Annotated in this window: 12 protein-coding genes and 1 riboswitch; of the genes, 6 read left to right on the top strand and 6 right to left on the bottom strand. The window is 65.2% G+C overall.

Annotated features, from left to right (window positions below):
• On the bottom strand, positions 1 to 641 hold a 641-nt coding region (locus Q0L94_RS03230; RefSeq protein WP_296750016.1), incomplete at its 3' end, for a lipid A biosynthesis lauroyl acyltransferase.
• 321 nt (positions 642 to 962) lie between these two features.
• On the opposite strand from Q0L94_RS03230, the gene metK reads away from it, so the two are divergent.
• The 5 genes from metK (at position 963) to Q0L94_RS03205 (ending at position 6,935) form a co-directional block, all read left to right on the top strand.
• Positions 963 to 2,168 (top strand): methionine adenosyltransferase, encoded by a 1,206-nt coding sequence (gene metK / locus Q0L94_RS03225; RefSeq protein WP_296750014.1) that lies wholly within the window; start codon positions 963 to 965, stop codon positions 2,166 to 2,168.
• A gap of 32 nt (positions 2,169 to 2,200) precedes the next feature.
• Positions 2,201 to 2,278: riboswitch (S-adenosyl-L-homocysteine riboswitch) on the top strand.
• Positions 2,279 to 2,335: 57 nt separating this feature from the next.
• Complete coding sequence (gene ahcY, locus Q0L94_RS03220) at positions 2,336 to 3,775, top strand: adenosylhomocysteinase (protein ID WP_296750012.1); 1,440 nt, start codon at positions 2,336 to 2,338, stop codon at positions 3,773 to 3,775.
• 23 nt (positions 3,776 to 3,798) lie between these two features.
• Positions 3,799 to 4,146, top strand: a complete 348-nt coding sequence (locus tag Q0L94_RS03215) for a phage holin family protein (RefSeq protein ID WP_296750011.1) — start codon at positions 3,799 to 3,801, stop codon at positions 4,144 to 4,146.
• 3 nt (positions 4,147 to 4,149) lie between these two features.
• Positions 4,150 to 4,980: a methylenetetrahydrofolate reductase [NAD(P)H] gene (gene metF / locus Q0L94_RS03210; protein ID WP_296750009.1), complete on the top strand. Its 831-nt coding sequence runs from the start codon at positions 4,150 to 4,152 to the stop codon at positions 4,978 to 4,980.
• A gap of 80 nt (positions 4,981 to 5,060) precedes the next feature.
• Positions 5,061 to 6,935: a potassium transporter Kup gene (locus Q0L94_RS03205; protein ID WP_296750007.1), complete on the top strand. Its 1,875-nt coding sequence runs from the start codon at positions 5,061 to 5,063 to the stop codon at positions 6,933 to 6,935.
• Positions 6,936 to 6,978: 43 nt separating this feature from the next.
• Here Q0L94_RS03205 and Q0L94_RS03200 read toward each other — a convergent pair whose 3' ends face one another.
• Positions 6,979 to 7,293 carry a hypothetical protein gene (locus Q0L94_RS03200; protein WP_296750006.1) on the bottom strand — a complete coding sequence of 105 codons (315 nt, stop codon included), beginning with the start codon at positions 7,291 to 7,293 and terminating at the stop codon, positions 6,979 to 6,981.
• A 25-nt stretch (positions 7,294 to 7,318) separates the two neighbouring features.
• Positions 7,319 to 8,434, bottom strand: a complete 1,116-nt coding sequence (locus Q0L94_RS03195) for an alanine--glyoxylate aminotransferase family protein (protein WP_296750004.1) — start codon at positions 8,432 to 8,434, stop codon at positions 7,319 to 7,321.
• Between the two features lie 135 nt (positions 8,435 to 8,569).
• Between Q0L94_RS03195 and Q0L94_RS03190 the strand changes: the two genes are divergently transcribed.
• Positions 8,570 to 9,079, top strand: a complete 510-nt coding sequence (locus Q0L94_RS03190) for a hypothetical protein (RefSeq protein ID WP_296750002.1) — start codon at positions 8,570 to 8,572, stop codon at positions 9,077 to 9,079.
• Positions 9,080 to 9,089: 10 nt separating this feature from the next.
• On the opposite strand, the gene Q0L94_RS03185 is transcribed toward Q0L94_RS03190, so the two are convergent.
• Genes Q0L94_RS03185 through mgtE form a run of 3 tightly spaced genes read right to left on the bottom strand, consistent with a single transcriptional unit; the run spans position 9,090 to position 13,017 of the window.
• Positions 9,090 to 9,839 carry an ATP-binding protein gene (locus Q0L94_RS03185; protein WP_296750000.1) on the bottom strand — a complete coding sequence of 250 codons (750 nt, stop codon included), beginning with the start codon at positions 9,837 to 9,839 and terminating at the stop codon, positions 9,090 to 9,092.
• Positions 9,836 to 11,578, bottom strand: coding sequence for a lipid A export permease/ATP-binding protein MsbA (gene msbA, locus Q0L94_RS03180; protein WP_296749998.1), 1,743 nt, complete (start codon positions 11,576 to 11,578; stop codon positions 9,836 to 9,838). The genes Q0L94_RS03185 and msbA overlap by 4 nt, the downstream gene beginning before the upstream one ends.
• Positions 11,575 to 13,017: a magnesium transporter gene (gene mgtE / locus Q0L94_RS03175; protein WP_296750018.1), complete on the bottom strand. Its 1,443-nt coding sequence runs from the start codon at positions 13,015 to 13,017 to the stop codon at positions 11,575 to 11,577. Before mgtE ends, msbA begins: the two co-directional genes overlap by 4 nt.
• Positions 13,018 to 13,021 lie beyond the last annotated feature (4 nt).

Here is a 13,021-nt window from a genome sequence, read left to right as displayed (position 1 = left end):
CCGGTCTTGCGCTGCAGGCTGGCGGCCAGCGTCGGCGTATAGGCCGGACGGCCAAAAAAAGGCGCCCACACGCCGTCGCCGCCGGTTGCCACCTGGTCGGGCAGAATGCCGATCGCTTCGTGGCGCTTGAGGGCCGCCAGCTGCGCGCGCACGCCGGAGAGATCGGTCGGCACCAGCGTCGCCTGGCCGCGCTGGCGGCCGGCCAGCATCAGCGCGTCGAGCATCGGCTGGCGAGGCGGTTTGTACATGGCGGTGAAGGGATGCCGCGCCGCGCAATAGAGGCTGATGATCTCGAAACAGCCGATATGCGGCGACAGCAGAATGATGCCTTTGCCGTCCGCGCGCGCGGCGTCGATGTGCTCCCAGCCGCTGGTACGCCTGACCAGCTTCAGCACCTTGCGGTAAGGACGCAGCCACACCGGTAGCAGTTCGATCATGGCCTTGCCGGCCTCGCCGATGCTCTTGCGCAGCAAGGCCCGGCAGCCGAGCCCGGGGACGCAGATCCCGCTGTCGAACAGGTTGTTGCGCACGCGTGCGGCATAGCGCCCGGGCGACCAGTAAAGCAGCCAGCCCAGCACGATGCCGGCGCCATGCAGCAGCGGCAGCGGCAGGCGGGCCACCAGCTTGAGCAGAAACATCATGCGGGCATACGATCTTTCACGCGCTTCAGCGCGTAGAAAGTCGGAGTCCCCTTGTGGGGCATACGACTCCACACGGGCTTCAGCCCGTAGTGGATCGGAGTCCCCTTGTGGGGCATACGATCTTTCACGCGCTTCAGCGCGTAGAAAGCCGGCGTCCGCCTGTAGGAATTGACGCGAGGGGACGCGGCGGGGCACAATGCGGCAGCCGCCGCGTTAATCTTGACAACTTGCGGGCGGGATACAAATACAGCTAAAGCGTCGCCGCTCTGTTGGTCCCCCGAGCCGGTTACGCAGTCGGTAATCGGGACTACAGGAGCTGTCATGCAAAAGGATTTCATTTTCACGTCTGAGTCGGTGTCCGAAGGGCACCCCGACAAGATGGCGGACCAGGTGTCGGATGCGGTGCTCGACGCGATTCTAACCCAGGACAAACTCGCGCGCGTCGCCTGCGAGACGCTGCTGACCACCGGCCTGTGCGTCGTCGCCGGCGAAATCACCACCTCGGCGGTGATCGACTACAACCAGATTGCGCGCCAGACCATCAAGCGCATCGGCTACGACTCGTCCGAGATCGGCTTCGACTACAACACCTGCTCGGTGCTGGTCACCGTCGGCAAGCAGTCGCCCGACATCGCGCAAGGGGTGGATCGCGCGCACGACGATTATCTCGACCAGGGCGCCGGCGACCAGGGCCTGATGTTCGGCTATGCCTGCAGCGAAACGCCGGCGCTGATGCCGATGCCGATCTACCTCGCGCACCGTCTCACCCAGCGCCAGTCCGAACTGCGCAAGGACGGCCGCCTGCCGTGGCTGCGTCCGGACGCCAAGTCGCAGGTGTCTATCCGCTACGTCGACGGCAAGCCGCATTCCATCGATACCGTCGTGCTGTCGACCCAGCATGACCCCGAGGTTTCGCACGCCCAGCTGTCCGAAGCGGTGATCGAGGAAATCATCAAGCCGGTGCTGCCGAAAGAGATGCTCACCGCCGCCACCCGCTACCTGGTCAACCCCACCGGGCGCTTCGTCGTCGGCGGCCCGATGGGCGACGCCGGGCTGACCGGACGCAAGATCATCGTCGACACCTACGGCGGTTCAGCGCCGCACGGCGGCGGCGCCTTCTCCGGCAAGGACCCGTCCAAGGTCGACCGTTCCGCCGCCTACGCCGGCCGCTACGTGGCGAAGAACATCGTCGCCGCCGGGCTGGCCGACAGGTGCATGGTGCAGGTGAGCTACGCCATCGGCGTCGCGAGGCCCACCTCGCTGATGGTCGACACCTTCGGCACCGGCAAGATCCCGGAAGCGAAAATCGTCGAACTGATCCACGCCCACTTCGACCTGCGCCCCAGGGGCATCGTCAACATGCTTGATCTGCTGCGTCCGATCTACACCCGCACCGCAAGCTATGGCCATTTCGGCCGCGACGAACCGGATTTCACTTGGGAGGTGACCGACAAGGCGGCGGCGCTGAGGGCGGCGGCGGGCCTGTCGTCCGGCGCGGCTGCGGGTCTGCAGCCAAACATGGCATAATCCACCCGCTTTCGGGCGAGGCTTCGCCCCCCTGCGCTGAGGAGCGCTGCGACTATCGTTACCGATAGCCAGGCTCAGCGCAGGCGACGTTTCAACCGCGCTCGTTGACTTGCAGCAGGGCTGTGGGCAAACGAGCACGCACCTGCTGTCATTCAAGGAGTTTCACCATGAATGCAGTATCCGCTTCCACCAACTTCACCGATTTCGTCGTCGCCGACCTCGCGCTCGCCGACTGGGGCCGCAAGGAAATCCGCATCGCCGAAACCGAAATGCCGGGCCTGATGGCGATCCGCGAGGAATTCGCCGCCGCGCAGCCGCTCAAGGGCGCGCGCATCACCGGTTCGCTGCACATGACCATCCAGACCGCGGTGCTGATCGAGACGCTGACCGCGCTCGGCGCCGAGGTGCGCTGGGCCTCGTGCAACATTTTCTCGACCCAGGACCACGCCGCTGCGGCGATCGCCGCGTCCGGCGTGCCGGTGTTCGCGGTCAAGGGCGAATCGCTGGAAGACTATTGGGATTACACCCACCGCATTTTCGAATGGGCCGACGGCAACCATTCGAACATGATCCTCGACGACGGCGGCGACGCCACCCTGCTGCTGCATCTGGGGGCGCGTGCGGAAAAGGATATTTCGGTGGTGGCCAAGCCCACCAGCGAGGAAGAGCGCGTGCTGTACGCCGCGATCAAGGCGCGCGTGGCGGCGCAGCCGGGCTGGTATTCCAGCCGTCTGGCGGCCGTCAAGGGCGTCACCGAGGAGACCACCACCGGCGTGCACCGTCTGTACCAGATGCACGCGCGCGGCGAACTCAAGTTTCCGGCGATCAACGTCAACGACTCGGTGACCAAGTCCAAGTTCGACAACCTGTACGGCTGCCGCGAATCGCTGGTCGACGGCATCAAGCGCGCCACCGACGTGATGGTGGCCGGCAAGGTCGCGCTGGTCGCCGGCTACGGCGACGTTGGCAAGGGCAGTGCGCAGGCGCTGCGCGCATTGAGCGCCCAGGTTTGGGTGACCGAGGTCGACCCGATCTGCGCGCTGCAGGCGGCGATGGAAGGCTACCGCGTGGTGACGATGGAATACGCCGCCGACAAGGCCGACATTTTCGTCACCGCGACCGGCAACTACCACGTCATCACCCACGACCACATGGCGAAGATGAAGGACCAGGCCATCGTCTGCAACATCGGCCACTTCGACAACGAAATCGACGTTGCCGGCATCGAGAAATACCAGTGGGAAGAAATCAAGCCGCAGGTCGATCACGTGATCTTCCCCGCCCAGAACGGTAATCCGGCCAAGCGCATCATTCTGCTGGCCAAGGGCCGCCTGGTGAACCTCGGCTGCGCCACCGGCCATCCGTCGTATGTGATGAGCTCCAGCTTCGCCAACCAGACCATCGCGCAGATCGAGTTGTGGCAGGAGCGCGATTCCGGCAAATACCCGGTCGGCGTCTACACCCTGCCGAAGCATCTCGACGAGAAGGTCGCGCGCCTGCAGTTGAAAAAGCTCAACGCGCAGCTGACCGAGCTGACCGATCAGCAGGCCGCCTACATCGGCGTGCCCAAGAGCGGCCCCTACAAGGCCGAGCATTACCGCTATTGATCGACTCGCCTGAGGAGTGCGCCATGCGTCTGCTGTTGCTGTGGATACTGAATGCCGTCGCCCTGCTGGCGGTGACCTGGCTGCTGCCCACGATTCAGGTGTCGAGCTTCGGCACGGCGCTCGCCGCCGCGCTGGTGCTCGGTTTCATCAACACGCTGGTGCGGCCGGTGCTGACGTTCCTCACGCTGCCGATCACGGTGCTGACGCTGGGTATTTTCTATCTGGTGCTGAACGGCCTGCTGTTCTGGCTGGCCAGCGGGCTGCTGCCGGGATTCCATGTGCAGGGCTTCGTCTCTGCGCTGGTCGGCGCAATCCTCTACGGCGTGATCGCCTGGGCGCTGTCCGCGCTCATCCCCAATGCAAAAGGTTGAACCATGACCGCCCGTACTTTCAGTTTTGAATTTTTTCCGCCGAAGACGGCGGAAGGCGTGGAGAAACTGCGCGCTACCCGCAAACAGCTGGCGCAGCTCAATCCCAAGTTCTTCTCCGTCACCTTCGGAGCCGGCGGCTCCACCCGCGACCGCACCCTGGAAACCGTGCGCGAGATCCAGGCCGATGGTTCCGAAGCCGCGCCGCATCTGTCGTGCATCGGCTCGACCGAAGCGAGTATCCGCGACATCCTCAACGAATACAAAAGCCAGGGCATCCGCCACCTGGTCGCGCTGCGCGGCGACCTGCCCTCCGGCACCATGGACGCCGGCGAATTCAACTACGCCAACGAACTGGTGGCCTTCATCCGCAAGGAAACCGGCGACTGGTTCGAGATTGAAGTCGCCGCCTATCCCGAAGTCCATCCTCAGGCGCGCTCCTATACCGAGGATATGGTCAACTTCAAGCGCAAGGTCGACGCCGGCGCAAACTCGGCCATCACGCAGTATTTCTTCAGCGCCGCCGCCTACTTCAACTTCGTCGAAGACGCGCGCGCGCTCGGCGTCGGCATACCCATCGTTCCCGGCATCATGCCGATCGGCAACTATGTGCAGTTGGCGCGCTTTTCGGATGCCTGCGGCGCCGAGATTCCGCGCTGGCTGCGCAAAAAGCTGGAAAGCTATGGCGACGACCTGGCGTCGATCCGCGCCTTCGGCCTCGACGTGGTGACCGACCTGTGCGACCGCCTGCTGGCCGGCGGTGCGCCAGGCCTGCATTTCTATACCATGAACCAGGCGGGACCGAGCACCGTTATCTGGCAGCGGCTGGGATTGTGATGCCTTGCGCAAGCGTTGTTCCGCACGACGCGCGCTGCCGGGCTGCGGCGTGTGACTGAGGCGTTGCCGCCGGAAAAACAATGAACCCGCCCCAGCCGGCAAACAGCAAATCCAGTGCCCTCGCGCTCGGCGCGCTCGGCGTCGTCTTTGGCGATATCGGCACCAGCCCGCTTTACACCATGAAGGAGGTCTTCGGCGGGCATCACCTGGCGCTCACCGAGGGCAATGTCCTGGGCATACTCTCGCTGGTGTTCTGGTCGCTCATGCTGGTGGTTTCGCTGAAATATGTCAGCGTCATGATGCGGGCCGACAACAAGGGAGAGGGGGGCATTCTGGCCCTGCTCGCGCTCGCTCAAGGGCAGGCTCCGCTAGGCTCGCGCATCCGCTGGGTGCTGATGTCGCTGGGTTTCCTCGGGGCATCCCTGTTCTTCGGCGACAGCCTGATCACCCCGGCCATTTCCGTGCTGTCCGCCGTCGAGGGGCTGGAGATGGGCGCGCCGGCGCTGCATCCCTTCATCGTGCCGCTGGCGCTGGGCATTCTGATCGGGCTGTTCGTCATCCAGCGTCACGGCACGGCCGCCATCGGCAAACTGTTCGGCCCGGTCATGCTGCTCTGGTTCGCCGTGCTGGGCCTGCTCGGGCTGCTGGGCATCCTGCGCAATCCGCAGGTGCTCGCCGCCCTTTCGCCGGCGTATGCCCTGCATTTCTTCGCCGCACACGGCGTCGCCGGCTTCCTCATCCTCGGCGCGGTGGTGCTGGCGATTACCGGCGCCGAGGCCTTGTATGCCGATATGGGGCACTTCGGCCGCCGCCCCATCCAGCTGGTCTGGTTCGCCTATGTCCTGCCGGCCCTGGTCCTCAACTACTTCGGACAGGGCGCGCTGCTGCTCGCCAGCCCGGAGGCGGTGCGCAATCCGTTTTACATGCTCGCGCCGGAATGGGCGCTCTACCCCATGGTCGGTCTGGCCACCGCGGCGACCGTGATCGCCTCCCAGGCCGTCATCTCGGGCGCCTTCTCGGTGACCCGCCAGGTCATCCAGATGGGCTATGCGCCGCGCCTGATCATCCGCCATACCTCCGCCGCCGAGGCCGGCCAGATCTATATCCCCTTCGTCAACTGGACCCTGATGATCGGCGTCGCCCTGCTGGTAGTGGGCTTCCAGAGCTCGAGCAACCTGGCCGCCGCCTACGGCATTGCCGTTACCGGCACCTTTGCCATCGACACCATCCTGGTGGGCACGGTCATGCGCGTGCGTTGGGGGCTCGGCCTCGGCGCGACGCTGGCCGGCATGCTGGTTTTCCTCGCCATCGATCTCGCCTTTTTCAGCGCCAATGCAGTCAAGATCCCGGACGGCGGCTGGTTCCCGCTGGTCGTGGCCACGCTGGTTTTCACCCTACTGGTGACCTGGAAGCGCGGCCGCGAGATCGTGCAGCAGCGCCTGCAGGAGACCGCGCAGCCGCTCGCGCCTTTCGTGGACGTCCTGCTGGCGCATCCGCCGATCCGGGTGCCGGGAACCGCGGTATTCATGACCGCCGACGCGCAGGGCGCGCCATCGGCCCTGCTGCACAACCTCAAGCACAACAAGGTGCTGCACGAGCGGGTGGTGATCCTGAATGTGCGCTATGCCGAAGTCCCGTATGTCGCCGCCGACAGGCGGCTGGAGATGGCGAAACTGGCCGAAGGCTTTTATCACGTCGTCGTCCGCTATGGGTTCATGGACGACATCGATATTCCCCAGGCTTTGTCGGAATGCGCTTGCGGCATGCAGTTCGAGCTGATGGATACCACCTTCTTCTTCAGCCGGGAAAACCTGATCCCTACCCGCGGCGCCGGCATGCCGCTCTGGCGCGAGCATCTTTTTGCCACCATGGCGCGCAACGCCGCCAGCCCCATGACCTTTTTCCGCATCCCGGCCAACCGGGTGATCGAACTGGGCACGCAAATCGAGATATGAGACTCGCTGCTCTCCCGGAGGCGGCCTGCAAGGCCTGAAGGGCCTACAGCCAGGCGATGCGCTGCTGCAAGGCAGCCAGGTCGACCGCCACATCCTTGAGCGTGGCGCCGTCGTCGCCGGACCCCGCGACCACTGCCTTGTCGGCGACCGGCACCAGGCTGTCGAGCTTGAAGCGGCCCTTGCCGGTCTGGTCGCGCAGAAAGCAGCCCTCGTCGAAGAACAGGCGGTCGCCGTTGGCGTCGATTTCTTCGGAGTCGACCGAGTCGTAGCCGATCAGCCGGCGAATGCCGGCCAGTCCGTCAGCCAGTTCGACCGGACTGACGGTTTTCCGGTTGGCATCGATCAAATAGGCTTTCATGGGCGGCCTTTGCGGTTGTCGGGGGTCAGGGCAAACAGGCCTTGAGTGCCTTCAGGCAAGTGTCGACGTTCGCCTGTTTGGCAGAATAGCCCATCAGGCCGATGCGCCAAATCTTGCCGGCCATGTCGCCGAGGCCGGCGCCGATTTCCAGGTTGAATTCATTCAGCAGGCGGGTGCGCACCGCAGCCTCGTCGACGCCTTCCGGCACGTAGATCGAGTTGAGTTGCGGCAGGCGCGCGGAGGCCTCGACCACGTAGCGCAGGCCCATGCCTTCGAGCCCGGCCTTGAGCTGGTCGTGCATGGCGCGGTGGCGCGCCCAGGCGTTTTCCAGGCCTTCTTCCTCCAGCATCACCAGCGCTTCGTGCAGGCCGTACATCGGGTTGACCGGCGCGGTGTGGTGGTAGGTGCGCTTGCCGGCGGACTGCCAGTAGCCGAGCACCAGATTCAGATCGAGGAACCAGCTCTGCACCGCAGTCGTGCGCGCCTTGATGCGGGCGATGGCGCGCTCGGAGAACGACACCGGCGACAGCCCCGGCGTGCACGACAGGCACTTCTGGCTGCCGGAATACGCCGCGTCGATGCCCCACTGGTCGAGATGGACCGGCGTACCGGCGAGGCTGGTGACGCAGTCCATGATGGTCAAGGCGCCTGCTTCCTGCGCGATCCTGGCGAGCGTTGCGGCATCCGACTGCGCGCCGGTCGAGGTTTCGGCATGTACAAACGCCAGCACTTTGGCGTCGGGATTCGCCTTGAAAGCGTCGCGCACTTTCTGCGGGTCGACCGGCGCACCCCAGGCGTCGTCGACGATCACCGGCACGCCGCCGCTGCGCTTGACGTTTTCCAGCATGCGCCCGCCGAATACGCCGTTCCTGCACACGATCACCTTGTCGCCCGGTTCCACCAGGTTGACGAAGCACATTTCCATCCCCGCCGAGCCGGGCGCCGAGACCGGGAAGGTCAGCGCGTTCCCGGTCTGGAACGCCATGCGCAGCATCGACTTGATCTGCTCCATCAGGTCGACGAAGGCGGGGTCGAGGTGGCCGATGGTCGGACGCGCCATCGCGTCGAGGATGCGCTGCGGCACGTCGGAGGGGCCGGGCCCCATGAGAATGCGTTTGGGGGGGATGAAAGAAGCCGTCATAACCTTGGTCTCTGTGTGGAAAATTCAAGCAAAACAAAGACTTGATTCTACGGGTAAATGGCGGCGGCCGGAAAATCCAGTGCCGCTCTGGGCAATGGCGTCTATGGTGAGGTTTTCACTGGAAAGGAGGCGGCGATGAAGATGACTTCAATCGTCGCGCTGGGAGGTCTTGGCGCGCTGAGTCTGGTGCAGGCCATGCAGTGGGCAGCGGCCGAAGGTGCGGGTGCGACGCTGAGCGAGGCGGACAAGACGGCGGTGTTCAAGGCGGCCGGCGCAGTGCAGCGCAAGGGCATGTGGGTCATGTGCGCCGACGATCCCAACACCCGCGGCGCGTCGATCGAGACCGTGCGTGACCTGAACGGCGACGGCCGGCCTGAAGCGGTGGTGACGGAAGGCGGCACATTCTGCTACGGCCATGCCGAAACGGGTTATCAGGTGCTGAGCAGGCAGGCCGACGGGACGTGGCGCACGATGAGCGGCGGCAGCGGCATCCCTGAATTTCTCAGGACGAAAGGCGTCGGCGGCTGGCCCGACATCTCGGTCGGCGGTCCGGGGTTCTGTTTTCCGGTGGAACGCTGGAACGGTAAGGCCTACGTGCTGCACCGCTTCGAGTACGAGGGCAAGCGCTGCAAGCCGCAGCGCTGAACGCGAAACCTCAGGCGGGCGGTTCGCCCATCAGCGGCCGCATCGCGGTGAGCAGGCTGTTGAAAATGCGCGGATGGACTTTCTCCTGCTCCGCCAGCATCTGCTTCATTGCGTAGCGCTGCTGCGGCTTGGCGAAACACGCCGGGCAGTTCTCGAAGATCACCGGCAGCCCGGCGTCCGCGGCGAAGGCGCGGGTCTGGCGTTCGCGCGCGTAGGCGAAGGGGCGGACGATGCGCAAATCACCGGCATCGTTCAGATAATGCGGCGACATGGTCCTGAGCTTGCCGCCGAACAGCATCGACATCATCAGCGTTTCGGCCAGATCGTCGAGGTGCTGCGCCAGCGCGACGACGTTGCAGCGCTGTTCGCGGGCGACGCGGTAGAGGATGCCGCGGCGCATTCTGGAACAGTATGCGCAATAGGAATCGCTGTCTTTCGTCAGCGTCTTTTGCGCTTCGGCCAGAATCGGCTGCGATTCCAGAAAATAGGGCACGCCGAGTCCGGCCAGATAAGGTTGGAGGGGCGAGGGGTCGAACTGGTCTGATTGCGGATCGACCGTGCAGGCCAGCAGCTCGAATTTCACCGGCGCCTTCTGTTGCAGATGATGCAGCGTGTGCAGCAGCGACAGCGAGTCCTTGCCGCCCGACAGCCCCAGCAGGATGCGGTCGCCGTCGCGGATCATGCGGTAGTCGCCGATGGCGCGGCCGGCGGCGGCGATCAGCGAGCGCGCGGGTTTGACCCAGCCGGCCGCCGCGTTCATGCGGAAAACTGCAGTGCGTGCAGTTGCGCGTAACGGCCGCCTTTGGCGATCAGGTCGGCGTGGCTGCCGACTTCGAGAATGCGCCCGCCTTCCAGCACCACGATGCGGTCGGCGCGCTCGATGGTCGACAGGCGGTGGGCGATGACCAGCGTGGTGCGGTTTTCCATCAAGGTCTCCAGCGCGGCCTGCACGTGGCGTTCGGATTCGTTGTCCAGGGCCGAGGTCGCTTCGTCCAGAATCAGCAGCGGCGCGTTCTTCAGGATCGCGCGGGCGATGGCGATGCGCTGGCGCTGGCCGCCGGAGAGCCGCATGCCGTTTTCGCCGATGAGCGTGTCGAGGCCGTCGGGCAGCGCCTGGATGAAGTCCCAGGCGTGGGCGGCGATGCAGGCGCTGCGGATCTCTTCCGCAGTGGCGTCGCGCTTGCTGCCATAGGCGATGTTGTGTCCCAGGGTGTCGTTGAACAGCACCACCTCCTGCGATACCAGCGCGATGTGGCTGCGCAGGTTCTGCAGACGGATGTCGCGGACGTCGATGCCGTCGAGTTCGATCGTTCCGGAATCGGGGTCGTAGAAACGCGGCACCAGATTGGCCAGCGTGGTCTTGCCCGACCCCGACGCGCCGACCAGCGCCACGGTTTCGCCGGGGGCGATGTCGAGGGTGATGCCATCCAGCGCCGGAACGGTCTTGCCGGGGTAGGTCAGCGTCACGTCGCGGAAAGCCAGCCGCCCTTCGGTGCGGCTGAGGATGCGGCTGCCGCTGTCGCGCTCGGCGTCCTGGTCGAGCATGGAAAAAATCGTTTCCGCCGCCGCCAGCCCGCGCTGCAGCTGGTCGTTGACCGCGGTGAGCCGCTTCAGCGGCGCGAACAGCAGCAGCATGGCCATGAAAAAGGCGACGAAGCCGCCGACCGTGGTGGCGTTCTCGCTTGCCTGCCCGGCTGCGATGTAGACGATGATCGCCAGTGCGACCGCGGCGATGAACTGGATCACCGGCTCGTACACCGCGTTGGCGGCCACGCGTTTCATCTCGAACAGCCGTGCCAGATTGGCGGCCTGGCGGAAGCGCGTCTGCTCGTAATCCTCGCCGCCGTAGAGCTTGACCACGCGATGGCCGCCCACCGCCTCGTCGACCACCTGGGTCAGGTCGCCGATATTCCGCTGCGCCTTGCGCGACAGGCCGCGCAACCGCTTGCTGGCGATGCGCACCACACCCAGCGTGAGCGGTACCAGCGCGAACACGATCAGCGTCAACTGCCAGTTGAGCCACAGCAGGTAGCCGAGCAGTCCCAGCACCGTTACCGTGTCGCGCACCAGCGTGGTGAGCGAACTGGTGGCCGACTGCGTGACCTGGGTGACGTTGAACGCCAGGTGCGCGATCAGCTGACCGCTCGGGTGCTGGTCGAAATAGCGCGTCGGCAGCGTCATCAGCTTGTCGAACATGGCGGCGCGCAAATCCATCACCAGACGGCTGCCCACCCATGCCATGCAGTAGGTGCTGACGAAGCTGGTGACGCCGCGCACGACGAACAGCGCCAGCAGCAGCAGCGGCACCCAGCGGATGAAATCCCGGTCCTTGGCGACGAAACCCTCGTCCAGCAGCGGCTTGAACAGCGCCGGCAGCATCGGCTCGGTGGCGGCGGTGAGGATCAGCGCGACGAGCGACAGCGCGAACATGCGCCAGTACGGCTTCACATAGCCGAGCAGGCGCAGATACAGTGCTTTGCTATCCGGTGCCGGGTTCATAGCAGCAGCAGGGTGGCGAGCCCGAGGAAGATGAAGAAGCCCATGCTGTCGGTGGTGAAGGTGAGCAGCACCGACGAGCCGATGGCCGGGTCGCGCTTCATGCGTTCCAGCGTCATCGGAATGAAGATGCCGGCCAGCGCGGCGACCAGCAGATTCAGCAGCATCGCCAGCGCCATCACCCCGCCCAGCGCCGGGTTGTCGTACAGCAGCCAGGCGAAGACGCCGACCACCGAACCCCACAACAGGCCGTTGAACAGGGCGACGCCGAGCTCCTTCACGATCAGGCGGCGCGCGTTGGCCTGGGTGATCTGGCCCAGTGCCAGGCCGCGCACGATCAGGGCGATGGTCTGGTTGCCGGTGTTGCCGCCGATACCGGCGATGATCGGCATCAGTGCCGCCAGCGCGGCGAGCTTTTCGATCGAGCCCTCGAATGCGCCGATCACGCGCGAGGCGATGAAAGCGGTGGCGAGGTTGATCGCCAGCCACATCCAGCGGTTCTTCGCCGAACGCCACACGGTGGAGAACAGGTCTTCCTCTTCTTTCAGACCGGCCATCGACAGCATGTCGGCGTCGGCCGATTCGCGGATATAGTCGAGTACCGCGTCGACGGTGAGACGGCCGATCAGCCGCCCCTGCATATCCACCACCGGTGCCATCACCAGGTCGTAGCGCTCGAACGCCTGCGCCGCCTCGTGCGCCTCGTCCTCGGGGTGGAACTTGATGAAATCCTCGACCATCACCGCCGCCACCGAGGCCTCGGGGTCGGTAGTCAGCAGTCTTTTCAGCGGCAGCACGCCGATGATCGCGTCATCGCGGTCGACCACGAACAGCTTGTCCAACTGGTCGGGCAGCTCGCCGAGACGGCGCAGGTAGCGCAACGCGACTTCCAGCGTGACGTCGGCGCGGATGGTCACCATCTCGAAGTCCATCAGCGCGCCCACCGTGTCCTCCGGATAGGCCAGCGCCGATTGCAGGTGCGCGCGCTTCTGCGCATCCAGGCTGGTGAGCAGTTCCTGGATCACGTCGTACGGCAGGTCGGCCGCGATGTCGGCGATCTCGTCGGTGTCGAGCGATTCGGCGGCAGCCAGCAGCTCCGCCTTGTCCATGGTCTGGATCAGCGATTCGCGCACCGAATCGGAGACCTCCAGCAGAATCTCGCCGTCGTGCTCCGCCTTGACCAGATCCCACACCAGCCGGCGCTCGTCCAGCGGCAGCGCTTCCAGAATGTAGGCCACGTCCGCCGGGTGCAGCGTTTCCATGTGCCGCTGCAACTCGGTCAGGTTCTGCTTGTGCACCAGGTTCTCGACCAGATCCTGGCGCGGCCCGCCCTGCTTGTGGACGAGCTCCTCCACCAGCCGCATCTTGGCGAGCAGCGCCTGCACCTGCGCGAGGCTGGTTTCCAGGTTGTCCTGCGACTGGTTTTCGAGGTTTTCGGTCATGGGG

This window comes from Thiobacillus sp., from assembly GCF_024708915.1.
Note: the sequence above shows the minus strand (reverse complement) of the source record. Positions and strands in the feature narration are given on the sequence as shown.